A 24,155-nucleotide genomic window follows, 5' to 3' on the forward strand; every position below is an offset into this window, starting at 1 on the left:
CCTCCCTCGAACCCTCACGGTGTTCGCCTCAGCTTATGGGTGCGGCCCCATCGAGGACCGCGCGAACCCCCTCAGACGATGTTGCCCTCCCTTACCGTCAGCGATCTCCGCGCCCGCTCTGCCGGGCTTGAGGAAAACCGCTTCGTCATCGGCCAGGATGCCCACGGGCGCTGGGTCGCCCTGGAAGTCCACGGGCGCGGCGGCGGCCTGTTCCGAGATCGTCAGGCTGCGTGGCACTATGCTGCGGCCGAGACCGGGCGGCGGCCCGACGCCGTGTCCGTCGCAGGCGGCCTGATCGAGCTGCGAGCTTAAGGCGCGTTCCAGCCACACGCCAACGCACGGAGCTTGGCGGCATCCCGCGCACCGCGCAAGGATGCCGCCAGCTCCCGGTCACGCAGGCGCCGTGCGACGTCCGCCAGTGCGGCGGAGCCGTCGCTCTGGGGATCAACGGGTAGAAGCAGTAGGACCACGAGGTCGACAGGTGCTTCGTCGATGGCGTCGAAGGCGATCGGCTCACGCAGCCGCACCAGGATGCCGTAGGGCCTTGCGATTGCATCGAGCCGCGCATGGGGTAGGCCGATGCCCTGCCCGACGCCGGTGGAACCCAGCTCCTCGCGGTGCGACAGGGCGGCGGCGATCATCTCGGGATCGAGCCCCAACGCCGCGCCCGCACGGCGGGCCAGGGTATCCAGCAGGGCCCGCTTGTTCGGCGCGCGCAGGCCGACGAGCACATCCTCGGCCGCGAAAATCTCGTCCATCGTCATCGCGAGCGTAAGGTCTCGTCATCGGGGGCGCGCAGGCGATAGCCGACGCCGGTCTCCGTCAGGAGAAGACGCGGGCGCTCCGGATCCGCCTCCAGCTTCTGGCGCAGCTGGCGCATGTACACCCGCAGATATTGCGGATCGGACGAGGTGGACACCGCCTGCATCAACTGGGCATGGGTCAGCACCTTGCCCGCATGGAGCACCATGACGCGCAGGAAATCGTATTCCCGTGGCGTCAGCTTCACCTCGGCATCGTTCACGCGGACGATGCGGCGAATGAGGTCGACGGTCAGGTTCTCCACGCGGAAGATCGGCCGCTCGCCCTGGGTGGCGAGTTGATGGCGCAGCGCTGCACGAAGCCGCGCGAGCAATTCGGCCATGCCGAACGGTTTGGTGACGTAATCGTCCGCACCGAGATCGAGCGCCTCGACCTTTCCGCCCTCATCGTCCCGGCTCGACAGGACCACCACCGGCAGATCGGGATGATCGGCACGGATCGTCCGCAGCAGATCGTGCCCGCGCATGTCGGGCAGGCCGAGATCGAGGATCACGAGGTCTGCGCCTTCGCGCTTCAGCACGTCGAGGGCGGTAAGGCCGTCCGGCGCCTCCAAGATGGAATAGCCTTGGGTCGAAAGGCCCATTCTCAGCAATTTGCGGATCGGCGGCTCGTCGTCGATCACGAGGACGGTGGCGCTCATGCCGCGATGTCCCTCACGCTCCGTCCAGCAGGCACCGGCAACTTCACGGTAAAGCAGGCGCCGGAACGATCGCGCCGATTGGCCGCCGTGACGGTCCCGCCCATCGCCTCCACGAATCCGCGCGAGATAGCGAGGCCGAGTCCCGTCCCGGCCCGAACCCGGTCGCCCTTGCGAGCGCGGTAGAACTTGTCGAACACCCGCTCTGTATCCTCTTCCGGCAAGCCGTCGCCCTCGTCCATCAGGTCGATGCGCACGCTCGCGCCCTCGCGTCGCGCCCGAACCGTCACCGCCGAGGCCTCGGGGGCGTATTTGGCCGCGTTGTCGAGGATGTTCACGAGAACCTGCTCGAACAGCACCGGATCGAGCCGGAGAGCGGGAAGCTCGGGCTCGACATCCACGACGACATGGTGACCGCCGAGTGCCTTCTCGACCCGCCGCAGGGCCGTGTCGATGATCTCGCCGACATCCTGCGGGGCGAGGTTCGGCGCCACCGCCCCGGCCTCCAGACGGGTCATGTCGAGTAGGTTGGCGATGAAGCGGTTCAGCCGTTCGGATTCCTCGATGATCGTGCCGAGCAATTCGGCCTTGGACCCGGCTGGCAGGACATCTTCGAGATCGCGCAGGGTGCTCGCCGCCCCGAGCACCGAGGAGAGCGGCGTGCGCAGATCGTGGCTGATCGAGGTCAGCAGGGCTTGCCGCAGGCGGTCCGTCTCGGCGGCGCGCTCGGCCCGGTCAAGATCCTCGACGAGGCGGACGCGTTCGATCGCGAGGGCGCCCATATCCACCAAGGCGTCGAGGAGCCGCCGGTCCTCCGGCGTAAGGATCGGGCCGGTCCCGTCCGTGTCGAGGCCAACGACGCCCAGCGTCCCCCGCCCCGTCCGCATGGGGATGAACAACCGCCGCGCGCCGGGTAGCGTATCGGCGCCTCGTCCTGCCGGGCGGTCGTTGTCGAAGGCCCAGCGGGCGGCGGCGAGATCGGCTTCCTCCAGCCGGTCCTCGGGGGGTACCCGGCGCGGACGGTCACAGCATCGCCCTGGGGCAGGAGCAGGACGGTCCTGACCTTCAGCATGGCCGCGATCTGTGCGCAGGTCGCCCAGAGCACATCGTCCAGCGTGCCGCATCCGGCGAGCTTCCGCGAAAAACCGTAGAGCCGCTCCGTTGCCCGCGCCCGCGACTGGCTGATCAGCGCCGTCAAACGCGTGCGCGCCGCCAGATTCGAGACCAGCACGGCGACGATGGTGAACAGCACGAAGGCCGCCACGTTCGACGGATCGGAGATGGTGAAGGTGTAAAGGGGCGGCAGGAAGAAGAAGTTGTAGGCCAGCGACGCGGCCAGCACCGCCGCCAGGGATGGCCCGAGCCCGCTGCGGATCGCTACCGTGACGACGCCCGTAAGCAGGAACAGGTCGGCATTTTCCGTGCCGAGGGCGGGCTGGGCCAGCAGCGCGAGGCCGAGGCCGATGGCGGTGACGAGCAGGGCGAGGGCATAGGCCCCCACGCCGGCCCCCTGGCCTGACGGCGCGGAGACGCTTCGACCCTTCTTGGCGGGCTCGGGCGCGATCGCCTCTCCGGGCACGACGTGGATGCTGATCGCGCCCGACAGGCGCACCAGATCGTGCACCACCGAGCCGTTGATCAACTCGAACGCCCAGGAGCGCGCGGCCTTGCCGACGATGATGTGGTTCACGTTAGCCGATCTGGCATAGGACAGGATGTCCTCGGCGATCCGGCGCCCGCCGGGCACCGTCACCGCGTCGCCGCCGAGCCTATCCGCGAGGCGAAGGGCTTCGGCGATGCGATCGCGCTGCGCCTCGTCGAGGGAGGCCGAGCGCGGCCCCTCAACCACCAAAGCCGTCCAGGGCGCGTGCAGCCGGTCGGCGAGGCGTTTGGCCGAGCGGATGAGGTTGCCCGCGCGCGGATCCTCGTTGACGCAGACCAGCACGCGCTCCCCAGCCGCCCAGGGACCGGCGATGGCATTGGCCCGCATGTGGCTGATGAGTTCATCATCGACCCGTTCGGCGGTGCGGCGCAGGGCCAGCTCGCGGAGTGCCGTGAGATTGCCGCGCGAGAAGTAATGCCTCAACGCCCGCTCGGCGTTCGCAGGCACATAGACTTTCCCGTCTTTCAGCCGCTGAATCAGGTCGTCCGGGTTGAGGTCCACCACCTCGATATCATCCGCACGGTCGAGCACGCTGTCGGGCACGGTTTCGCGCACCCGAATGCGGGTGATCGAGGCCACGACGTCGTTGAGGCTCTCGACATGCTGGATGTTGAGCGTGGTCAGCACGTCGATGCCCGCGTCGAGCAGTTCCTCCACGTCTTGGTAGCGCTTTGGATGGCGCGAGCCGGGCGCGTTGGTGTGGGCCAGCTCGTCCACCAGCGCGAGGCCCGGCCGCCGGGCGAGCAGCGCGTCGAGGTCCATCTCTTCGAGGACTGCGCCGTGGTAAGGCACGCGCCGCCGAGGGATGGTGTCGAACCCATCGAGCAGGGCTTCTGTCTCGGCCCGGCCATGCGTCTCGACCACGCCGATCACCACGTCGGCCCCGGCCTTCAGCCGCGCGCGGCCGATGGTCAGCATCTCGTAGGTCTTGCCGACCCCGGGGGCGGCGCCAAGGAACACCTTGAGGCGCCCGCGTACGCGCTCCTCCCGTCGCGCCGCTTCGAGCAGCGCGTCGGGGGATGGACGGTTCGGGTCTCGGCCGGTCTCGGGCATGGATCAGGGGCGTGCGAGGTCGTCCAGGGCGAGGTTGAGGGCCAGCACGTTCACGCGCGGCTCGCCGAGCAGGCCGAGGGTACGGCCCTCGATCCGCGACGTCACCAGCGCTCGGACGCGTTCCTCGGGGATGTTGCGCGCCTTGGCGACGCGCGGCACCTGGAACAGAGCCGCATCGGGGCTGATATCGGGGTCGAGGCCGGAGCCGCTGGCGGTCACGAGATCCACCGGCACGGCGGCGGAGGGATTCTCCGCTTTCAGCGTATCGAGATCGCCCTTCACCCGTTCGGCCAGGGCGGCGCTGGTCGGCCCGAGATTCGAGCCCGCAGAATTGCTGGCATTGTAGGGGGCGGGAACGGTCTTGCTGGCATCGGCCGGATCGGCCGCCGTGGTCGCGGAGGGGCGGCCGTGGAAATAGCCGGGCGTCGTGAAGCTCTGGCCGATCAGGCTGGAGCCAATGACATGGCCGTCGCGCTCGATGAGGCTTCCGGCAGCCTTGGCCGGGAAGATCGCCCCGGCGATGCCGGTCATCGCGAGGGGATAGGCGAGCCCTGTGATCGCCGTCAGGCCGACGAGGAGGACGAGGGCGGGTCGAAGCTGGGTCTTCATGACACTTCCCGGGTTCAAGCGAGGTGGAGAGCCATGACGGCGAGGTCGATGGCCTTGATGCCGAGGAAGGGGACGATGACCCCACCGAGGCCGTAGATCAGCAGGTTGCGCCGCAGCAGCGAGGCCGCGCCGACCGGGCGGTAGGCGACGCCCTTCAGGGCGAGCGGGATCAGCGCGACGATGATCAGCGCGTTGAAGATGATGGCCGAGAGAATCGCGCTCTGAGGTGAGGCGAGGCCCATCACGTTCAGTGCCTGAAGCTGAGGATAGAGCGTCAGGAACATCGCCGGGATGATGGCGAAGTACTTCGCCACGTCGTTCGCGATGGAGAAGGTGGTGAGCGCACCGCGCGTCATCAGCAATTGCTTGCCGATGCCGACGATCTCGATGAGCTTCGTCGGGTCGCTGTCGAGATCGACCATGTTGCCCGCCTCGCGAGCGGCCACTGTACCGGTATTCATGGCGACCCCGACGTCGGCTTGCGCCAGGGCGGGGGCATCGTTGGTGCCGTCGCCGCACATCGCGACGAGCTTGCCCTCGGCTTGCTCCCGGCGGATCAGCGCGAGCTTGTCCTCCGGAGTGGCCTGCGCGAGGAAGTCGTCCACCCCCGCCTCGGCGGCGATGGCGGCGGCGGTCATCGGGTTGTCTCCGGTGATCATCACCGTGCGGATGCCCATCCGACGCAGTTCCACGAACCGCTCGCGAATGCCGCCCTTCACGATGTCCTTCAGGTAAACCACACCGAGAAGGCGCCCGTCGCGGCTGACGGCGAGAGGCGTGCCACCCGCCTTGGCGATCTCTTCCGAAATGGCGCGGATCGCCGCCGCCGCCACCGGCTCGCCACCATAGGCGAGCGCGGTGCTGGAACCGCGAGACGCCATGGGTTGGCCAGTCAGCGAGGCGATCACCGCCTCCACCGCGCCCTTGCGGATCGAGGTGCCTTGCAGATCGACACCCGACATCCGCGACTGCGCCGTGAAGGGCACGAAGGTCGCGTTCAGGCTTGCCATGTCGCGGGCGCGAATGCCGTACTTCTCCTTGGCCAACACGACGATGGAGCGACCTTCCGGCGTTTCGTCGGCAAGCGAGGCCAGTTGCGCCGCATCGGCCAGGTCCTGCTCGGACACGCCGGGGATCGGGCGGAACTCCGTGGCCTGCCGGTTGCCGAGGGTGATGGTACCGGTCTTGTCGAGGAGCAGCGTGTCGACGTCGCCCGCCGCCTCGACTGCCCGGCCGGACATGGCGAGCACGTTGAAGCGCACCAGCCGGTCCATGCCCGCGATGCCGATAGCCGAGAGAAGCGCGCCGATCGTCGTGGGGATCAGCGTCACGAACAGGGCGACGAGAACCACCACGGGGATGCTTCCACCCGCGTAGCTCGCGAAGCTCGGGATGGAGGCCACCGCGAAGACGAAGACGATGGTGAGACCCGCGAGCAGGATGTTCAGGGCGATCTCGTTCGGCGTCTTTTGCCGGGAGGCGCCTTCCACCAGCGCGATCATGCGGTCCACGAAGGTGGACCCGGCGGCGGCGGTGATGCGGACCGTGATCTCGTCCGAGAGAACCTGCGTGCCACCGGTCACGGCGGAACGGTCGCCGCCGGATTCGCGGATCACCGGAGCGGATTCACCCGTGATCGCGGCTTCGTTCACCGAGGCAACGCCAGCCACCACCTCGCCATCCGAAGGGATGAGGTCGCCTGCTTCGACGAGAACGAGATCACCGACCTTCAGGGACGTTCCGGGCACGGTCTCGTAGGAGCTGCCAGTGCCGGTGAGGCGCTTGGCGGTCATCTCCGTTCGCGTGCGGCGGAGCGAATCTGCCTGCGCCTTGCCGCGCCCTTCGGCCAGGGCTTCGGCAAAATTCGCGAAGAGCAGGGTGAACCACAGCCAGAGGATGATCTGCCCGGAGAAGAACAGGTTGCTCCCGCCCGCGACGAGGTCGCGGACGAACAGGATCGTGGTGAGAACGGCCACCACCTCGACCACGAACATCACCGGGTTGCGGATCATGGCGCGGGGATCGAGCTTGGCGAGGGCGCCGAGACAGGCGGGGCCGACGAGGGCAGGACTGAACAGGGATGAGGATGGGCGAGACATGGGAAATGTCCGTTGAAGATCGCGAAGCCCGCGCCGTCATTGCTTCGCTGGGCGCGCAATGACGGCGGGATGCTTCAGCCGATAGATCCGAAGGTCAGGACGATGGCGGCTGCCATGGCGAAGCCGCCGAGCAGCACGACCGAGAGGAAAGCGAGGATCAGGTCCGAGACCCGCACCGGCTGGGGCCCACCGCGGAGGGCACGTGGCGGCCGGTGGAACGCGAGGTGATGGCGCGCCATCTCAGCCCCCGTTCCGAAGGTCTGCCCGGCAGCACCGGCAAAGTGCTCGACCACCGGTCCCAGCGCCAGCGACGGAAAGAAGGTCAGCCCGCCGATGATGAGGACCACGCCGACGAGCAGGCCGACGAACAGGCCGCCATGGGTCGGGAAGGTACCCGCCGAAGCCGGAACCGTCTTCTTCGCCGCGAGCGACCCCGCAATGGCCAGCGCCGGGATCTTCACGAAGAACCGGCCGACCAGCATCGCGATGCCGAGCGTCGAATTGTAAAACAGGGTGTTGGCCGTGAGTCCGCCGAACGCCGAACCATTGTTGGCCGCCGCCGAGGTGTAGGCGTAGAGGATCTCCGAAAAGCCGTGCGGACCCGCATTCGCCGGACCGGCAAGCCCTGCGGGTAGAACGGCGGCGAGTGCCGTGAAGCCCAGCATCATCAGCGGCAGGCAGAGGATGCCGAGCATGGCCATCTTCACTTCCTTCGCCTCGATCTTCTTTCCGAGATATTCCGGCGTGCGGCCGACCATGAGACCGGCCACGAAGATCGCGATGAGGACGAAGATCAGCATGCCGTAGAGGCCAGCGCCGACGCCGCCGATGATCACCTCGCCGAGCTGCATGTTGACGAGGGGGATCAGTCCGCCGAGCGCGGTGAAGGAGTCGTGCATGGCATTCACCGCGCCGCAGGATGCGGCGGTCGTCACGACCGCGAAGAGCGCCGAGGCGACGATGCCGAAGCGAACTTCCTTGCCCTCCATGTTGCCGCCCGTGAGCCCGAGCCCGTTCAGCACGGAACTCCCTTGAGCCTCGGCCCAATAGGTGACGGCGACGCCAGCGAGGAACAGCAGGCCCATGGCGGCGAGGATGGCCCAGCCCTGACGCTCGTCCCCGACCATGCGGCCGAACACGTTGGTGAGGGCCGCGCCGATCGCGAAGATCGAGATCATCTGCACGAAGTTCGAGAGCGCGGTCGGGTTCTCGAAGGGATGCGCGGCATTGGCGTTGAAGAAGCCGCCGCCATTGGTGCCGAGCATCTTGATCGCCACCTGACTCGCCACGGGGCCGAGGGCGATGGTCTGCTTTGCGCCTTCTAGCGTCGTCGCATCGACGGAGGCGCCGAGCGTCTGCGGAATGCCCTGCCAGACCAGGAAGAGCGTGTAGATCACGCAGAGCGGCAGCAGCACGTAGAGGGTCGCGCGGGTGACATCGACCCAGAAGGATCCGAGCGTACGCGTCGAGGCGCGGCTGAACCCGCGGATTAACGCCACGGCGACGGCGATGCCGGTCGCCGCCGAGAGGAAGTTCTGGTGCGTGAGCCCCAGCATCTGCGACAGGTACGAGAGCGTCGTCTCACCGCCGTAGGATTGCCAGTTGGTGTTGGTGATGAAGCTCGTCGACGTGTTGAAGGCGAGATCGGGCGCCACGTCCCCCTGCCCCGCCGGGTTGAGCGGCAGCAGAACCTGCAGCCGCAGGATCGCGTAGAGCAATAGAAAACCGAACACGTGGAAAACGACGACGCCGCCCGCATAGGCGAGCCACGTCTGCTCCTGCCGGGCATCGATGCCGGAGAGCCGAAAAAGACCGCGCTCGAGTGGGCCAAGCACGGGCGAGAGAAAGGTGCGCTCCCCGCCGAAGACGCGGGTCATGTACAGACCGAGCGGCTTCACGAGCGCCAGCACGATCGCGCAATACAGCGCAATCTGGATCCAGCCATTGAGGGTCATGGGTGTCAGTCCGGCACGCCGCTCAGAACCGCTCGGGGCGGACGAGGGCATAGGTGAGGTAGACGAGGAGTCCGGCGGTCACGAGGGCGCCGAGGGCGAAATCGAGGGTCATGGCCGCCTCCTCACAGACGCTCGCACAGCGCGGCATAGCCCGCGCTGGCGGCGAAGAAGGCGAGCCCCCCGGCGATGAAGACGACATCGAGCATGGTCATGCGATCCGGTCGGCGGGCCGACGCGGACTCTCCGCGACCGATCACCGCCGGGTCCGGATCTGGCCGCGAACCGCGTGAGGGTTCGAGAGGGAGAGCGGGCGCTTCCCATAAGGATCCCATCAGGATCGATGAAACGGGCGCGTGCCTGGGGCGTTCATGACGGCGAAAACAGAGAACAGGGACACACCGCCATGTTGAAGACCTTTGCCGCCACCGCCGGGTTGCTCGTCCTCGGCAGCAGCCTCGCCCTCGCCCAGGCACCCGCAGAGACCACTGCCACCGCCGGCGACATGAAGGACATGAAGGAGTGGCAGGTCGCCAAGACCGCCAAGATCGGCCTGCCGCAGGCGATCACCACTGCCGAGCAGCAGGGCGACGAGAAGGGCGGACGCGCCATCGACGCCGACTTCGAGAAGGCCGACAGCAAGGACCCGGTGCATTACGCCGTGAAGGTGGTCTATCCGAGCGGAAAGCTGGTCGAATACGGCATCAATGCCGATACGGGAGCTGTCTACAAAACCGAGAACCAGCCGATCGAGCGTTACTTCACCTTCCTGACGCCGCAGAATTTCAACGAAGCGAAGACGACCCTGAAGGACGCGTTGTCCATCGCCGAGACCAAGGCGGGCGGCGGCAAGGCCTATGAGGCCGAAGTCTCGAAGGACGGCAAGGCCGTGCAGTACCAGATCAAGGTGGCGGGCGCCGACAAGGACCAGACCGTGAAGGTCGGCCCGGACGGCAAGGTCATCGACTGATTTTTAAGCATTGAATGGCCCCGGCCTCGTGCCGGGGCCACCGCTTTGCCTCAGCCGGCAGGCGCCTTGCGAATGTATTCGCCCGTAAAGGGCTGGCTTCGGTTCGTCGTGGCGGTGCAGGCGTATTTCACCTGTCCCGGACCCTCGGTGCGCAACTTCAGCGTGCCCTTCCCATTGCGCTTCACCAAGTAGCCGTGCTCGCTTGCAACATGCACGAGGTCGCCATCGGCGTGCAGCACGAGGCCATTGGCGAATTGGTCCGGGATCGTGATCGTCACGTCCGCATTCGCTTGGCTCGTCACGTTCATCGCGACATTGGTGTTGGCCGGCACCAGCAATTCGGCAGGCGCGCAGACCGGCTTCCCGTCTTCCATGGTGATGGTCAACGCGATCGGCGGCATGACGTCGGTCGATGCCGGCGGCAGGGGCTTACCCTGCGCCATGGCCACGGCAGGCAAGAAGGTGAAGGCCAGCCCAAAGGCAGCCGCCGGGTGAAGTCGCATCGTAAGGGCTCCGTCCGCGTCAGTGCGGTCTTCCGGACAAGGGAAGACCGCCGGGCCGGTTCCTCGGCGCGGCAACTCGCCCGCCTGGCGCCTCAGCCCCTGCGCAGGCGCGTCGCCACCGGAAGGATCGTCTCGTGCCACCGGCCGTCATCGCGCGGCGTCGCGGGCAACCCGGCCGGTATGCGATAGACCGTGTCCACGGAGCGCACGTCGTAGGCAGGTACGAAAGTGGCGCGAACCGGCACGTGATGATGCCGGCGCCGCAACAGAGCCACGTGCACCGCCCGCTTCTTCGCCAGCATTGCCGCCCGCTGCCGGGCCCGCGCGGCGAGCCGGAGGCGTTCGCGACGGTGGTGTTTCGCATAGCGCTTCTTCAGCGCCACGAACTTGCGCGGTGCCGCCGCCGTCCGGACTGCCGTCTGCACGGTCTCGAGCTTGGCGGGTGACGTCTTGACCGCGGCCACGAGGGCGGTGCCGGGCCGGTCGTAGTTGACTGGTGCGACGCGGTTCGTCGCCGTGATGCAGCCCGAGCAGATCGAGGCGGAGAGCCGCCCCCACATCTTCTGCTGACGATCGATGAAAGCGGTATCCGCCGCGCTGTTGGCATCGCGCTCCAATGCGGCGGGCTTCCTGCTTTCTCGCGCCTGCGGAGCCTCGATGGTGGGGAGGACGACAGCAAATGACACGAGCAATGCGGTAGAAGCACGAATTATGCGCTGCACGGCTTGCTCCCGGCATTGGTTAAGAGGGCTTAAGCCTTCTACCGCAATGCACAATCACGCAAGTCATCAAACTACGTAAGCGAGAATTTTGTAGTGGTTAGCGCCCGCAGAAAGCAATGTGTGGAAATGATAGCCGCATATGATTAAAATTTTACCGATCTTGGTTGTTTCGCAACTAAGCAGAAAACCAGCTTCATAGCCTGCAATTTAGAATTGAAGATTGGAGGCCGCCCCGCATGGTGAGATGTTTAAGCAAGATATTGCCCATCTTTGTGAATCGACCTCATCAGAGCATCCTTGTTCAGGGGCATCGGCGAAGTGTTTAGCGACCCCGCACGACTGCAACAATGACATCAAGACATCGATTTTAGACCAAGAATGATCCAGATGGTCTCATATCGGGTTAGCGCTGTCATACACCTGTGCCAGCTATTGCCAGACCCCTTATTGCTCGAATGCATCAAATCCATTTATCGGCACGCGATTCGGCACGTGATCGAAGTTCGACAATCATATTCTCTCATGAGCGAGGCTCGATCTTCGCATGGCAACAAATAGCCGCGAGGATCGGATCGTTTATGCCGACCGCCGACCATAACGATTGCTTTGGCCTACGGCACGTTTGGATTGGACGGGGCCAAAGCGTTGAGGCAGTCTTCGATCTGACGCTCGAATTGAATGCGGCGCAAGGCGGCAATGGCCTGAGGGTGACATTGGCTCAGTCAACCGCACCCGAACAGTCGAACGCACCCGGTCCACGTGGCCTGTGGCTCGATCGAATCGCGGCCTGCCTGCCGAACTACGCCGCCACGTGGGCGGTACTGGTGTTCACGATCGGCACAGTCGTGGTGGCGGGGCTCCAGCGCCATCTCGACCCCTATCAGGGCACGCAGCGCCTTGTGGAACTCGACCTCGGCGAGGCTTTCGCGTCGGCGGCCGTCTTATCGCTGCTCTTTGCGGAGCCGCGTGCTCCATCCGGCCTCTCGCGCCTCGATCTCGGGGTGCTCGTTCTCTGCTCGCTGTCCTGGATCCTGCCGGAATCCCATGCCGTCTATCTCGGCATGACCCTGGCCGGGCTTTGGCTGCTGGTGGGGCGATCGCGAGCCTCGATGCTGCGGGACATCGCGCAGGTTTGGCTCGCCCTCTCGCTCTCGCAGCTCTGGGGCAAGCTCGCCTTCAAGATGTTCTACCTCGTCATCGAGCCCTACGAAGTGAGCCTCATGGCGCGGGTAGGCCGGTGGATCTTTCCTGACCTTCAATCCACGGGCTCAGTCCTCAGTACCCAGGCGGACTGGTCAGTCATCATGCTGGAGGGATGCTCAGCGTTTCATAATCTGTCGCTGGCGGCGCTTCTCTGGCTATGCGTGCTCAAGATTTCTACCTATCGCGCTGACAGAGGCGCCTTCATCGCCCTTCTCGTCAGTGCGGTTCTCGTCGTGGCGATCAACATCGGCCGCGTCCTGGCGATGGTGCCTTCGCGGGACGCCTATCTGTACTGGCACGACGGAACCGGCTCGGTCATCGTGGCGCTGGCCTCGGCAGCCGCGTCGATCCTTCCGATCATGATCCGCATCGAGCGCAGCGCATGACGGGCTCCGGTGAACGAGGATCGGCCGGCTGGATCGCGTTGACCGCGCTCAGCCTGATGCTTCTGACCGCCGTGGCATTGCGCGTCCTCACGGGCGACGCAGTGAGAAGCAGGGCGGAGAACGGTGATCGCATCGGTCTCGTCGAGCTCGGCGGAGGAACGATCCTCCGTCGCAGCGTATCGATGCCGCCCGAGATCCTAGTCAGCGAGTGCAAGGACCCGATACCGGTGGAGTTCGCCGAACCCCTGCCCCATGGTCGTGACCGCGCCTTGATCGCACCCCGCGACGCAAACGACCGGGTCTTCTACGTCTATCGCGGATGGGTCATCGGCGGCCACTTCGCGCCGACCGCCCTGAGCGTTCTGGATGTGGCGTGGCGAACATTCGACGTCATGTCATTGAAAGGTTCGGCCGAACCCGTAGCGCTTGCCGTCAGGTTCACCATCCCCGCCCGTTGCAACGCGTGGCCGGAGGACGTTCTGGCAGAGCTACGACGCCTGGCACAGTCACCCACGTAAGCGAGCTGGGCGTGAGGCGGTTAGGTTTTCAGCAGCCTTAGCAACCGAACACAGAGCGCGACATCGCCAGCGCTCATGCACAACGTGTCTGCTTCGAAGACGATGTTGGCTCTTTCGACTATATCTGAAGTTTTTGCGGATCAGCGATTGAGGCCGCTGATGGTGCCCAGGAAAGGACTGGGGGCACGCAGGTAGTAACCGTTGATTTCACAAGGGTTTTTGGAGCCACCGTCACGCCGCTGTTGAACAGTGACGATGAACGGGATGGAGCTTGCCGTCAATCCACCGATCTACCTTCCACATAGGAGCCGCATGAAGAAACCCGATTACGACCCGACGTTGACCGTCCTGAACTTCAACCCCCAGATCAAAGGCATCAGCCGCTACTTCCCTGTCAGGGTGTTGCGGTGGGAAGGATCGCTCTGGCTGCTCTCGAAGGATGCCGAAGCTGCACTCGGCTGGTCCTACGGAACCCTGACCGCGCACCTCTCCACGCGGCTCCCTGGTTACGCCTGGGGCTATGCGAACATTCTTACAGAGAGGGGCTGGGAGTTGCTGCGCTTCGTCTCCCTCGCAGGCCTGAAGGCCACCATCACGCGCACCCGTGAGCGTCAGTCCTGGGCCTTCCGGCGGTGGCTCGACACGCTCGCCTAGTAGCGGCGCCTGCCTCTAACGAATCGAGACAAACCCAAACTTCGTCAGTGGGTTGGGACGTGGCGCAGTTATCAGACAAACGCTGCACTCTGTCTTGTGGGTAGTCGGTACCCACCCGCCAACTCATAGCCCGACACGATGAACATAATGACGACGATCACGACCCTCGCCGTGCGCGAGATCGAGAACGAGGGACGCATCCTCGATACGGACCTGGGGGCCGCTTTAGGCTACGAGAAGCCGAGCGCAATCCGCCAACTCATTGCCCGACACATGGACGCGCTTCTGGCACTTGGGGGTTTGCCACACCGCGTGGAAAACCCCGGTGCGAAGGGTGGTCGCCCCTCCATGGCGTACTGGCTCAACGAGCAGCAAGCTCTGTACATCACCCTCAAATCCAACACCCCCACGGCCCAGACGGTCACCGTTGAGGTCATCAAGGTGTTCACCGCTTGGCGCCACGGGAAGCTCGTCCCGGCCCAGCCCCTCATCCCCAACTTCACGGACCCTGAGGAAGCCGCTGTCGCGTGGCTGGAGGAACAGTACGGGTCAAGAGCGCCAGCGGCCGGTAGCGTGTTTCCGCACCCTACCTACCATCGAGCATCACTCGGCCGTTCTCGGCGCCCCCTCCGGTACGGAAAGGGCACCCGAGTGGCAGTCCTCACCTGGACTGAGGGGGCATCGTTCCGCAATCGACCGCAGGTATTTACGGAATGGTCGAAAGCAGAGAGGATGAGCGTATGGACGCATTGCTTATTCTCGCCCGAACCTTTCCAGCAGCCTTTTGGATCGTGGTCGCGCTCATTGCGTTTTGCGTGATCGTTTCCTTGCCCGCCATACTTATCGGTAAAGTTGTCTCTCTGATTGCTGAGTGGGCATTGATTAAGAGGCCGAGAGCCGTTGTCGAAGAGGAGCGTACACTCCCGTATCGCGTAGGCCGGGCATACCGGCGTCTCAAGCGCCTCGCAGCTTTTCTCCCCTTCGGTTGAAGACCACCAAGACCAACACCTTCTCGTTCGCTGGCCTGGAGCTGCGCAGCATCACCATTGAGGGCAAGCCGTGGTTCTCGGCAGCTGACGTGTGTGAATTTCTCGGGCTGACCCGGAAGAACGCCACGGTCCACATCCGCAAGCTCGATGATGCCGAGAAGGGTGTGTATCCGTTTCACACCGTTCGCGGCCCGCAGAAGTCGGCAGTCATCTCGGAGAGCGGGCTCTACACCCTCACCATGCGCTCCGATAAGCCGCAGGCGAAGGAGTTCCAGAACTGGGTCACCGGCACCGTCCTCCCCGCGATCCGCAAGGACGGCATGTACGTCCAGGGCGAGGAGAAGCTGGACCCGAATAACGACGCATGGACGGGATCGACCAACCCATTGTTGGCATTGCAAAAAGAACCCCTGACAGCCAATTAGGGCCACCACTAGGGGAGAGAGATACATTAAGGTGTACTAAACATTGTTAGGTAAGGTGTTGAGGTAAGGTGTCGTATAGGAGGTACTGAAGATGGTCATCACCATCAGTATCACCTCTAAGACATCCTAAAGGTGCCTGTTAAGGCGTCCTCTACGACTACCAGAGGGCTCGGCCTGAACATCCGTGTTTGTCCAAGGGGTCAGGCTCTCTGGTCTCCTCACCCTCACCAACCTCATCGCGTCTGACAGAAAAATGTGAAGGGGGATCGACTAATTCGAGTTTCCCCATGTCCCCCATGCCCCCTCGCGACCGCATGCGGTATCCCGCGTGGTATCGCGCAAGAGCGCACGGGATGAGGAACGCCCATGCGCACGGGTAGATGAGCCCCAGGCTGGCTGGGATGGTGGCTATAGGTGCCGGTAGGGGGTGGATGACGCCTGCCGACTGGCCTGCCCCATGCGTCGAGTGCTGGTCTGGTTCAGTATGCCATTAGTGAACCATCACCAGACTGGTTCAACATAGTCCACTTGACCATCCCAAACAGACCGACTATCACCAGACCATCCAAACCAGACTGATGGTGTCGTGATGTTCGTGCGGGCCTACCTTCGTGCCTCTACCTCGGATCAGGACGCCAACCGTGCCCGTGATGCCCTGGCATCCTTCGCACAGGAGCGAGGCCTTCACGTCGCCTGCTGGTACACCGAGAACGAGAGCGGGTCGAAGCTGGCCCGTCCAGAGCTGTTCCGGCTGTTGGCCGATGCACACCCCGGTGACGTTCTCTTGGTTGAGCAGGTGGACCGGCTGTCTCGCCTGACCGCTGGCGACTGGGAGAAGCTGAAGGCCGAGATTGCCTCCCGACAGGTTCGGGTGGTCGCCCTAGACCTCCCCACGTCCTGGCAGTTGGCCTCCTCGAACACTGACACCTTCACCGCCCGCATGTTCGAGGCCATCAACGGCATGATGCTGGACATGCTCGCTGCCGTGGCCCGCAAGGACTACGACGACAGGCGGCGCAGACAGGCAGAGGGTCAGGCTACGGCTAAGGCCGAGGGTCGGTACAAGGGCCGCCAAGAGGATGTGAAGCGCAACGCTGGCATCGCTGACATGCTGGCCCGTGGGATGTCATGGTCCCAGGTCCAGGCGGCTACCGGGTGCAGCCGGGCGACGGTCGCTAAGGTGGCCAAGAGGGTCGCCTAAGGGCCATTCCTCGGACCTTTAGGTAAGTGACAGCCACCACCAGGGAAATGATGCGCGTCCGCTTCAGGCGGGGCGTATCAATGCCAAAAGGTATGACTGGGGAGACCCTCCCCGACACCTTCACGACCCTTTCGGGCCACCACTAGAGAAAGGGCGTCATTCCCTTTTTCGTATGACTGGATGAGGAGACCTGAAATCTCAGGCCTCGTCCCCAGCCCCTTCACGACCCTGCTTCCGACACCGTGCGTACGCGCCAGGAAGCCCGTGAAACCCTCCGGCACCCAACCTGCTCTGAATTATCGAACGCCCGTCTACGGCTCATACCCCCGTAGCTGCTGGGCATCCCCGCGTCCGCATCACGCGGACCCATTCCAGCCGGCTAATGTCGGCACCTCAACCACATTCGAGACCATGAACCTGACCATCAGCCCATCGGGCCGAGGGAAGCATCACGCACGCCTTGGCGACCGCCTTATCACGACCTCTTACACCCCCCTGTTCTCCGCTGCCCGCATCCTTCTGCAGGAAGGGGTCTCGGGAGAAGAAACCCTGACCATGACCCATGAGGGATCGGAGGCGATCTGCATGAGGACCACAGTCGGGACAGCAGCTCGCCTCACCGTTCAGGACGACGCCCGAGGCTTCGGCTTCCGTCGCTACCGTCCCGGCCCGAGCATCACTGCTTGAGCGCCAATTCCAGCACTGAGGGTCAGCTCACCAACGGCTGCGAGCCCTGGGAAGCTACGTGACCACCCCTGAACCTCGAACGCCCGTCCACGGGCCTAACCTCCCACCACCATCACAGGACCAAGCCCATGCAACTCATCGTCAGCCCAGCCGAGAATGGGCGCCACCATGTCCATCTAGGCGACCGCCTGTTGGCTACCTCTGACTATCCACTGTTCTCCGCTGCCCTTGCCCTGCTGGAGGAAGGTGTTTCTCGTAGTGAGCCTCTGGAGGTGTTCCATCGAGGCTCCCATCAGGTGCTCCTTCGCTCCACCGTAGGGAACGCCTCTCGGCCTCCAGCACCCGTTGACGGTCTCGGCCTTCAGTCCCGCCACACCGACATCTTCCATCACGCACGATAGGCGTTTCCAGCACCGAGGGTCAGCTCACCAGCGGCCGAGAGCCCGTAGCCCCTCCCAGACCACCCCAAACCACCTCAACGCCCTTCCCTGACGCCTACCGCCACCCTCGCCAGCCGCGAGCGGTGCGCCTTCGTGCGCCTGAAGGGCATCACATTGATCGAGACCTACAACATGAAAACCCAGATCCCCCACGAACTGACCCACGCCACCGACCCTGATGGCCGAGATGTGGTCGGTGTTCGCCTCTCCAACCGCTCGAAGGTGGCTTGGCTCTACCTCACGGACTACCTCCGCATCATCAAGCAGTACGGCACCCCCGTGTGGGCCGTGAGCGGCAATGGAAAGGGGCTGTTCTACGTCCGCTTCCGTGCTCCGGGTCAGTCAAACAACAAGCTGAACGTCGCTCGCTTGGTGGCCGGTGACTTCGAGAAGACCGGCGTTCGGTACCGCGACGGCAACCCGCTGAACCTACGCAACGCCAACCTCATCCATGACAAGGGGCGGGGTGGTCGGCCGAGCCGCTTCTCCAACCTGATGATCCCCACCGGCAAGGGGATCGCTCGTGGCTGAAGAAGACCAACACATCCTCCCCAGTCCCCGTAGCTACCCTCTCGAGACCTACGAAGTTCGTGAAGTCTCCCGGCAGGTGGAACGCCGCTTACACCAAGCGGGAATGAACGTCGCCAACTTCATTGGTGACGTCGAAGACATGCTCATCGACGGCGTCTTCTATGGGCTGACTCCACGCGATCTACGCGCCCTCGCTCACTACCACCGAGCCGCCATCCGACCCGCTGACAACCCAGAGGGCGGGGTCGTGTCTCTATCGGGACGCCAGTGGGGCACCTTCGTCGGCATCCGGCGGACCTACCTGGCCGCACGCCGCAACCCTGCGAACCTTTCCGCCATGCTGCGCGCCACTCGCGCATCCTCCTGAACCCCCGACAGAACCGAAAGAACCTCCGATGTCGTACCAGTCCTATCAAGTCGCCACCGATGGCGACCCCACCAGCACCTCGAACCTGATCCCCGAAGGCCCCCCGAAGGTCACCTACAACGACCAGCCGGGTGCCCTGTCGGTGAACGCTGACGGCTCCACCTCCTTCAACACCCCCCGGAGCTACAACACCGCCAATGCTGCCCCCTCAGGGCCTGCTACCGGCATCCTGGCGACCGCCAAGACGGCCATGGGTAGCCCTTGCCTAGGCCCCATCACGGCCAAGGACATCGTGACCGTCCAGGGAATGGAGGTGTCGGTGGCGACCGCCGAAGCCATGGGCATGGTCCACAAGGACGTTATGGGTCGCTACGTCGAGACCACCGGAGGCGTAGAGCAGGCGAAGGCCGGGGCTGATGCCGAGAACCAGCGTCAGGAGCGGGAGGAACAGCTTGAGGGACTGGCTGACCCCAAAGTAGAGGCCGATTTAGGCGACCTGTGCTCCGCCGTGTCCCCCAGCCTCCAAGTCGCTGCCGTTGAGGAGATCATCTCCGCAGGGGCGGTTGACACCACCACACTGAACCGTGCTGCCAGTGAGGCTGGGATCGAGCCCGGTGAAATGCAGCAGCGGCTCGACGGTGTGCTCAAGGGGTTCGAGGCACAGGCCCTCAAGGCTGTCGTGGGTTACGGCTCCGATGATCCCCAAGGCTTCATTGAGTGGGCACAGCAGCACCGCCCCAACGATCTACGGGCAGCTGGCAGAACCCAGGTAATGGAGCGCAGCACCAAGGGTTATGAGCCCATGGTCCGCGAGTACATCGCCTCGATGGCCGAGCATGACCCGGAGAGTGTCATGAAGGCCCAATCCAGTACCGGTGTCACGGTTACCAAGGTCAAGGGGCAGGTTCTCGTAAACATCCCCGGAAAGATGCCGATGACGTACCGGACGGCTCTGAGAGAGGGCCTCATCAGGGTCAGCGGGGCGTAAGCCCCAGAACCTTTAAGGTGTGCTGGAAACTCAGCAGACCCCCTCCACGACCCCTTCAGCGGCTCCCTCACGGGGGCCGTTTCCATTTCCACACCCACAGCCGAGACCAATCCATGACCCCAGAGCAACAGAACCACCTCGTCTACGACATCCTTAAGTTCACCATGCCTGACGGCTCGCCCATTTCACCGGGTGTCAAAGCTGCGACGATCATCGCACATGCTCGGCCTGCCCGATGTTCCCCAACTCCGGCGTCTAATCGCCATTGGCGCGGGACGGACACAGCATCACGCGCGGCGTAAATTGGACGCCAGAGCGCGAAGTGGCCACCAACCGGCACCGTAGACCAACCGACCTTCGCCCCTAACCAAAGCCCTCCCACATCGCGAGAACACCATGAACGATCCCGTCCCCAACCAGGGCGAGAGCGAAGGCTCACCCGTGCCCGCTTCCGTCCAACTCCCCGAAGTCACCGTAACGGCCCCGGAACCAGTGGTGCCTGCCACACCTCAGGAGGCCCCTCCAGCGGCCTCTACGCCTCCCAAGCCAAGGCCGCAGGCCGATGGCCATGCTCAACCCTCCATGGCCATCCCCCCGGCCCCTAGCGTGCCCTCTACGGCGCCTAAACGGGCCGTGGACATCATGCCCCCGGCGATGCCTGTGAGGGAGGCTCCCCCGGTGCCCATCTCGGGTGCCGGGTGGGAGCGGGAGCTGGAACGCTCGGCCGCCTCGACAGGCGTTGATGCGAACCTCATGCGCAAGATCGCGGGCAGGGAGAGCGGCAACAACCCGAACGCCCGAGCGACCACTTCGACCGCTGGTGGCCTCTTCCAGTTCCTCGACAGCACCTGGGGGAGTATGGCGGCCCGCTATTCCCAGCTGGGGCTCACGAACAAGATGAGCGCCGAGCAGCAAGCGCGAGCTGCCCCCTACTACATGAAGGAGATCCAAGAGAACCTGCACAGGAAGCTCGGGAGAGCCCCTGACGATGCCGAGAGCTACCTCGGATGGTTCCTCGGCCCGGTGGGCTCTGCGAGGGCTCTAGGGGCTTCTGCGGACACTCCTGTGGAGCAGGTGGTCGATGCGGCCTCCATCGCTGCTAACCGTGCCGTGTTCAAGAACATTCGCACCGTGGGGGACCTCTACAACTGGTCGGCCAAGAAGATGGCCTCGTCTGGTGAGCGCGCCTCGTACACCGTCAGCAACTCCTCCCTGGCCGAGAAGGCCCAGCGGATGGGGACGCAGGTGGACCTTGCGAGCACCCAGACCCGTGTCCCCTTCACCTTCGAGGACAAGCGTCAGCAGGAGATCGACCGCGAGAAGGAAGCCTACAGCCTCGTTGAGGCAACCAGAGCGTCCATCTCCCAGGATTGGATGGTCTCCAACCTGCTGAAGCAGCAGGGGAAGGTGGTCTACGATCCCGGTTTCAGCGTCACCCCCGACACCCTGAAGCGGGACGACATCAAGGCACTGCCTCCGAGCTACCTCCCGTACCTCTCGAAGGCGATGAGCCAGCAGGACTTGGACTTCCGAGTGTCCAGGGCACAGCAGGACGCCGAGGTGGAGAAGCGCCTCTCACACCACCCCTACCTCCGTATGGCTGTGGGGATGGCCGATCCGGCAGGCATTGCCCTGGCCGCTGTGGCCCCGGCTGGGTTCGCTGCCAACCTCGCACGAGCCACTCGTTCAGCATCCCTCCTGGCTGGTGTCTCCGATGCCGCTATCGGCTCTTACCTGACCGAAGTCCCGGCGCTCATGAACAAGCCCGGCTACGAGCCCGAGCAGGCCCTGTGGGCTGGCATCACGGGCACCGCTGGGTACGCCCTCCTGAACCGCCACATGTGGGCGGGGAGGGGCCATGACGATGTGATGGAAGGCGCCGTGAAGGGCCTCTACGACACCCGCAAGAGCCTGGAGAACGGTACCTTTGGTTCCCAGTCTGCCGGTGCCGCCCAGGTGGCCGGCTACCGTGACGCGGTCAGGTCGGACATCGAGGGCGTCGCAGGGCTCCAGACGGAGAAGTCAGGTGCTGCCTGGATGGACCGATTCCGGTTCGATACGGCTCGCCACAAGAACTCGGAGAACTCACTGATCGCAGCTGTCGCTGACCATCTCGTGCAAGACCCTATCGGCAACCGTGACACCTCCAAGGCTGTCAGTCGGTCGCTGGAAACAAGGGCTCGGCACATGAAGGAGCAGCAGGATGTCTTCATGGACCGCGAGTACATCGCTGCGTCCAATGACTTCCGGCAGAGGAACAACATCAGCTACCACGCCTGGGAGTTCGGTGGGGTCAAGGAGCAGTTCCAGCGGGAGGCATCGAAGGCTGTCCGCAACGAGAGCCCCACGACCACCTTCGACCCCGCTGTGGAGCGATGGGCCAACGCCTGGAGGAAGAACGCCGAAGAGTGGCACTCCCTGGCATCCAACCCTGGCCGCGATCTGGGAGAGACCTTCCGTCCCGTCCCTGGCTTCGACACCCTGGAAAAGAACCCTCACTACCTCCCGAGGTACACCAACTGGGACCGCTTCAACGAGCTGAACGGGGAGTTCGGCAACGATCTCCGCAGGCTCCTCGGTGAGGCTATCGCCAGGAAGAACCCCGACCTCGACGCGGACTTCGCGCACACCCTCGGCGGCTACTACTACGACCGTCTGGCTCGCGTGGAGGCTGGCCAGGAGATGAACACCATGAAGGCCCTGTCAGGGTCTGACATGGAGGCTCTTCGTCGTGATCTGGTCAACTACGGCCTCGACAACGACGCCGTGAACCGTGCCCTCTACCAGCTCGATCAGAGCGCCTCGCAGAGCGGTGGCAAGACCATGACCTCTCGCCAGAAGCGCAGGACGCTGATGGACGAGAACTTCTCGCTGCAGCTCAGTGGTCGTAACGGGTCACGAGAGGTGAAGGTAGCGGAGCTGTGGGAGGACAACCTCCACGCGATCTCCAACGCCTACAACCGCCAGATGTCCTCGACTGTGGCCTTCGCCCAGATGCGGATTGAGAACCCTCGGTGGAAGGTCGGTGATCCCGCGAGCGAGCGGTACATCATCGACGGCCTCCACTCCGAGGGCGACTGGAAGACCCTGGAAGGGAAGATCAGGGCGCACGATACAGTGATCCGCCATGACGACCGCCTGAAGACGGCCGAGGCCGAGCCTGCGCGATCTGAAGTTCGCCTTCGATGCGATCCGAGGTGTCCCCAACGACATCGACCGGACCCGCCTCGGGCAGGCCATGCGGATCGTCCAGAACGTCAACTTCGTCCGCCTCATGTCCCAGGCTGGCTGGTCCTCCGTGGCCGAGTTCGGCAAGTCCATGGGCGAGTTCGGTGTCAGGCACATGCTGAAGACCATCCCTGGCTTCAGGGACTTCATGCGTGACGCCCGCACCGGCAAGCTCCTGCGGGACGAGCTGGAGGACTGGGAGTACCACTTCACGGCCGGTACCGATCACCTTCGTGGTGTTGGTGGGTCGTGGAAGGGCGGTGACGTTGCCTCCGCGATGAACGACGGTGCCTCTACGTCGAGCCGTCTGGACCGCATTGAGGCTGCATCGAAGCAGGCCACCCGTGTGGTCTCCTCGATGTCCCTGGCGCCCCTGACGACCTTTCAGGAGCGGTGGGCGATGAAGGCTGCGATCTCGAAGTTCCGTGACGCTGCCGACAACATGGAGAAGAAGGTTCTCTCGGAGAAGCGTATGCGCGTGATCGGCCTCGATGCCGACATGCAGAAGCGCGTCCTTCAGGAGATCAAGAAGCACGACAGCTGGGTGTACGGGGAGAACGGCCGGAAGGTCCGCATCCTCGGCCTGGAGAAGTGGGAGCCCCAGACCCGCTCTGCGTTCGAGCACGCGATCTCGACGTGGACCCGGAGGGCGATCCAGCAGAACGACATCGGGCAGATGAACGCGGTGATGGGTTCGCCCTTCGCCAAGCTCCTGTTCCAGTTCCGCACCTTCACCATCGGCGCTTGGTCGAAGCAGACCCTCTCTTCCCTACACCTTCACGAGGCCAACGACCTCTTCGGCTTCATGGCTTCAATGATGTTCGGCTCGATGGCCTACGCCGTCCAGACCAACCTGAACATCCTGGGGCAGAACGAGGACGACCGGAAGAAGGCCCTGGAGGAACGCCTCAACCCCGCGAAGATCGCCATGGCGGGCTTCCAGAGGGCAGGGGCCTCGTCGCTCATCCCCGGCATGTGGGACTTCGGTACCGGGATGATCGGACTTGATCCGCTGTTCGATACGCGGAGCACTCAGCAGCCTACGAAGGGTCTCGCTGCAAACCCCACCTTGGGGCTCATCGACAACATCCATGGGGCCACGAGGGGGCTGATGACCGCCGCTTATCCAGATGGTCACCTGACCAGCGGTGACGTTCGTCGGGCACTCACCATCCTCGGCAACTTCCCCGGCTTCGTCCAGATGGTCAACGCAACATCGGCACCGTTCCCCGCACAGTAGGCCGGATGACAACAAGAGACACAGGAGGAGTTCCGAGGGGGCTTCTCCTGTTTTTTATTACTGGCTGGCATCTTAGCAGAAATCACCTGTCTTGGAGGAAACGTTGCGGATGTACAAAGCTGAAATCCATTACGATGGTGGACAGTAAAAACCCACTTGACCCCAAATTGGACTTGATTCATTAGTGCCTACATCCACCAACGCTTGTGGGTACTCAGGGGCGGACGATGTTTGCTAAGAAATTCTTGGGTTGTGAGATCGACACGGG

Annotated in this window: 21 protein-coding genes and 2 pseudogenes; 14 read left to right on the forward strand and 9 right to left on the reverse strand. The window is 64.2% G+C overall.

The features are described from left to right. Positions 1-78 precede the first annotated feature (78 nt). Complete coding sequence (locus tag ACFQE0_RS00555; protein WP_378966067.1) at positions 79-312, forward strand: hypothetical protein; 234 nt, start codon at positions 79-81, stop codon at positions 310-312. Here the strand turns inward: ACFQE0_RS00555 and ACFQE0_RS00560 are convergent. The 7 genes and pseudogenes from ACFQE0_RS00560 to ACFQE0_RS00590 form a co-directional block, all read right to left on the reverse strand. Then, positions 309-758, reverse strand: coding sequence for a PTS sugar transporter subunit IIA (locus tag ACFQE0_RS00560; RefSeq protein ID WP_378966069.1), 450 nt, complete (start codon positions 756-758; stop codon positions 309-311). The genes ACFQE0_RS00555 and ACFQE0_RS00560 overlap by 4 nt on opposite strands. Positions 759-760: 2 nt before the next feature. Then, a complete protein-coding gene (locus ACFQE0_RS00565) occupies positions 761-1,462 on the reverse strand; it encodes a response regulator (RefSeq protein WP_378966071.1) in 702 nt (233 codons plus the stop codon). Then, positions 1,459-4,175: pseudogene (locus ACFQE0_RS00570) on the reverse strand (ATP-binding protein). Before ACFQE0_RS00570 ends, ACFQE0_RS00565 begins: the two are co-directional and overlap by 4 nt. Positions 4,176-4,178: 3 nt before the next feature. Then, positions 4,179-4,784, reverse strand: coding sequence for a K(+)-transporting ATPase subunit C (locus ACFQE0_RS00575; RefSeq protein ID WP_378966073.1), 606 nt, complete (start codon positions 4,782-4,784; stop codon positions 4,179-4,181). A gap of 14 nt (positions 4,785-4,798) precedes the next feature. Further along, positions 4,799-6,883, reverse strand: coding sequence for a potassium-transporting ATPase subunit KdpB (gene kdpB / locus ACFQE0_RS00580; RefSeq protein ID WP_378966076.1), 2,085 nt, complete (start codon positions 6,881-6,883; stop codon positions 4,799-4,801). A gap of 245 nt (positions 6,884-7,128) precedes the next feature. Then, positions 7,129-8,838 (reverse strand): annotated as a pseudogene (gene kdpA / locus ACFQE0_RS00585) (potassium-transporting ATPase subunit KdpA); the annotation flags it as partial. 22 nt (positions 8,839-8,860) lie between these two features. Continuing rightward, positions 8,861-8,950: a K(+)-transporting ATPase subunit F gene (locus ACFQE0_RS00590; protein ID WP_378966078.1), complete on the reverse strand. Its 90-nt coding sequence runs from the start codon at positions 8,948-8,950 to the stop codon at positions 8,861-8,863. 291 nt (positions 8,951-9,241) lie between these two features. On the opposite strand from ACFQE0_RS00590, the gene ACFQE0_RS00595 reads away from it, so the two are divergent. After that, complete coding sequence (locus ACFQE0_RS00595) at positions 9,242-9,805, forward strand: PepSY domain-containing protein (protein ID WP_378966080.1); 564 nt, start codon at positions 9,242-9,244, stop codon at positions 9,803-9,805. Between the two features lie 50 nt (positions 9,806-9,855). Here the strand turns inward: ACFQE0_RS00595 and ACFQE0_RS00600 are convergent, their stop codons facing one another. Together ACFQE0_RS00600 and ACFQE0_RS00605 are read right to left on the reverse strand one after the other, a co-directional pair. Next, positions 9,856-10,308 (reverse strand): anaerobic typically selenocysteine-containing protein, encoded by a 453-nt coding sequence (locus ACFQE0_RS00600; protein ID WP_378966083.1) that lies wholly within the window; start codon positions 10,306-10,308, stop codon positions 9,856-9,858. Between the two features lie 92 nt (positions 10,309-10,400). Further along, positions 10,401-10,994, reverse strand: a complete 594-nt coding sequence (locus ACFQE0_RS00605) for a hypothetical protein (RefSeq protein WP_378966085.1) — start codon at positions 10,992-10,994, stop codon at positions 10,401-10,403. Positions 10,995-11,737: 743 nt separating this feature from the next. On the opposite strand from ACFQE0_RS00605, the gene ACFQE0_RS00610 reads away from it, so the two are divergent. The 12 genes from ACFQE0_RS00610 (at position 11,738) to ACFQE0_RS00665 (ending at position 23,887) form a co-directional block, all read left to right on the forward strand. Next, positions 11,738-12,619, forward strand: a complete 882-nt coding sequence (locus ACFQE0_RS00610) for a hypothetical protein (protein WP_378966087.1) — start codon at positions 11,738-11,740, stop codon at positions 12,617-12,619. Further along, positions 12,616-13,137 carry a hypothetical protein gene (locus tag ACFQE0_RS00615; protein ID WP_378966089.1) on the forward strand — a complete coding sequence of 174 codons (522 nt, stop codon included), beginning with the start codon at positions 12,616-12,618 and terminating at the stop codon, positions 13,135-13,137. The genes ACFQE0_RS00610 and ACFQE0_RS00615 overlap by 4 nt, the downstream gene beginning before the upstream one ends. Before the next feature lie 312 nt (positions 13,138-13,449). After that, positions 13,450-13,791: a BRO-N domain-containing protein gene (locus tag ACFQE0_RS00620; protein ID WP_378966091.1), complete on the forward strand. Its 342-nt coding sequence runs from the start codon at positions 13,450-13,452 to the stop codon at positions 13,789-13,791. Between the two features lie 147 nt (positions 13,792-13,938). Further along, entirely contained in the window at positions 13,939-14,610 is a 672-nt protein-coding gene (locus tag ACFQE0_RS00625) for a hypothetical protein (RefSeq protein ID WP_378966094.1), read from the forward strand. Positions 14,611-14,776: 166 nt separating this feature from the next. Beyond that, positions 14,777-15,205, forward strand: a complete 429-nt coding sequence (locus ACFQE0_RS00630; protein ID WP_378966096.1) for a BRO-N domain-containing protein — start codon at positions 14,777-14,779, stop codon at positions 15,203-15,205. Between the two features lie 589 nt (positions 15,206-15,794). Continuing rightward, positions 15,795-16,406, forward strand: a complete 612-nt coding sequence (locus ACFQE0_RS00635) for a recombinase family protein (protein ID WP_378975179.1) — start codon at positions 15,795-15,797, stop codon at positions 16,404-16,406. Positions 16,407-16,817: 411 nt separating this feature from the next. Then, entirely contained in the window at positions 16,818-17,093 is a 276-nt protein-coding gene (locus ACFQE0_RS00640; RefSeq protein WP_378966098.1) for a hypothetical protein, read from the forward strand. Between the two features lie 533 nt (positions 17,094-17,626). Beyond that, positions 17,627-18,064, forward strand: a complete 438-nt coding sequence (locus ACFQE0_RS00645) for a hypothetical protein (RefSeq protein ID WP_378966100.1) — start codon at positions 17,627-17,629, stop codon at positions 18,062-18,064. Between the two features lie 103 nt (positions 18,065-18,167). Beyond that, on the forward strand, positions 18,168-18,431 hold the full coding sequence (locus ACFQE0_RS00650; RefSeq protein WP_378966103.1) for a hypothetical protein: 264 nt from the start codon (positions 18,168-18,170) through the stop codon (positions 18,429-18,431). A gap of 28 nt (positions 18,432-18,459) precedes the next feature. Continuing rightward, the gene (locus tag ACFQE0_RS00655) at positions 18,460-19,419 is read left to right on the forward strand and encodes a hypothetical protein (protein WP_378966105.1); all 960 of its coding nucleotides are present in this window, start codon (positions 18,460-18,462) and stop codon (positions 19,417-19,419) included. A 678-nt stretch (positions 19,420-20,097) separates the two neighbouring features. Further along, positions 20,098-22,803, forward strand: a complete 2,706-nt coding sequence (locus ACFQE0_RS00660) for a transglycosylase SLT domain-containing protein (protein WP_378966107.1) — start codon at positions 20,098-20,100, stop codon at positions 22,801-22,803. Then, positions 22,763-23,887, forward strand: a complete 1,125-nt coding sequence (locus tag ACFQE0_RS00665; RefSeq protein ID WP_378966110.1) for a hypothetical protein — start codon at positions 22,763-22,765, stop codon at positions 23,885-23,887. The genes ACFQE0_RS00660 and ACFQE0_RS00665 overlap by 41 nt, the downstream gene beginning before the upstream one ends. The last annotated feature ends 268 nt before the right edge of the window (positions 23,888-24,155 follow it).

The organism is Methylobacterium komagatae (assembly GCF_042661665.1).
Lineage (GTDB): Bacteria > Pseudomonadota > Alphaproteobacteria > Rhizobiales > Beijerinckiaceae > Methylobacterium > Methylobacterium komagatae.

What these genes read in the sequence shown, in the direction of transcription:
- ACFQE0_RS00600 (WP_378966083.1), bottom strand. Translation starts at nt 10,308, where the DNA reads ATGCGACTTCACCCGGCGGCTGCCTTTGGGCTGGCCTTCACCTTCTTG.
- ACFQE0_RS00590 (WP_378966078.1), bottom strand. Translation starts at nt 8,950, where the DNA reads ATGACCCTCGATTTCGCCCTCGGCGCCCTCGTGACCGCCGGACTCCTC.
- ACFQE0_RS00565 (WP_378966071.1), bottom strand. Translation starts at nt 1,462, where the DNA reads ATGAGCGCCACCGTCCTCGTGATCGACGACGAGCCGCCGATCCGCAAA.
- kdpB (WP_378966076.1), bottom strand. Translation starts at nt 6,883, where the DNA reads ATGTCTCGCCCATCCTCATCCCTGTTCAGTCCTGCCCTCGTCGGCCCC.
- ACFQE0_RS00635 (WP_378975179.1), top strand. Translation starts at nt 15,795, where the DNA reads ATGTTCGTGCGGGCCTACCTTCGTGCCTCTACCTCGGATCAGGACGCC.
- ACFQE0_RS00560 (WP_378966069.1), bottom strand. Translation starts at nt 758, where the DNA reads ATGGACGAGATTTTCGCGGCCGAGGATGTGCTCGTCGGCCTGCGCGCG.
- ACFQE0_RS00640 (WP_378966098.1), top strand. Translation starts at nt 16,818, where the DNA reads ATGAACCTGACCATCAGCCCATCGGGCCGAGGGAAGCATCACGCACGC.
- ACFQE0_RS00555 (WP_378966067.1), top strand. Translation starts at nt 79, where the DNA reads ATGTTGCCCTCCCTTACCGTCAGCGATCTCCGCGCCCGCTCTGCCGGG.
- ACFQE0_RS00665 (WP_378966110.1), top strand. Translation starts at nt 22,763, where the DNA reads ATGCTGAAGACCATCCCTGGCTTCAGGGACTTCATGCGTGACGCCCGC.
- ACFQE0_RS00655 (WP_378966105.1), top strand. Translation starts at nt 18,460, where the DNA reads ATGTCGTACCAGTCCTATCAAGTCGCCACCGATGGCGACCCCACCAGC.
- ACFQE0_RS00625 (WP_378966094.1), top strand. Translation starts at nt 13,939, where the DNA reads ATGACGACGATCACGACCCTCGCCGTGCGCGAGATCGAGAACGAGGGA.
- ACFQE0_RS00575 (WP_378966073.1), bottom strand. Translation starts at nt 4,784, where the DNA reads ATGAAGACCCAGCTTCGACCCGCCCTCGTCCTCCTCGTCGGCCTGACG.
- ACFQE0_RS00615 (WP_378966089.1), top strand. Translation starts at nt 12,616, where the DNA reads ATGACGGGCTCCGGTGAACGAGGATCGGCCGGCTGGATCGCGTTGACC.
- ACFQE0_RS00620 (WP_378966091.1), top strand. Translation starts at nt 13,450, where the DNA reads ATGAAGAAACCCGATTACGACCCGACGTTGACCGTCCTGAACTTCAAC.
- ACFQE0_RS00650 (WP_378966103.1), top strand. Translation starts at nt 18,168, where the DNA reads ATGAACGTCGCCAACTTCATTGGTGACGTCGAAGACATGCTCATCGAC.
- ACFQE0_RS00595 (WP_378966080.1), top strand. Translation starts at nt 9,242, where the DNA reads ATGTTGAAGACCTTTGCCGCCACCGCCGGGTTGCTCGTCCTCGGCAGC.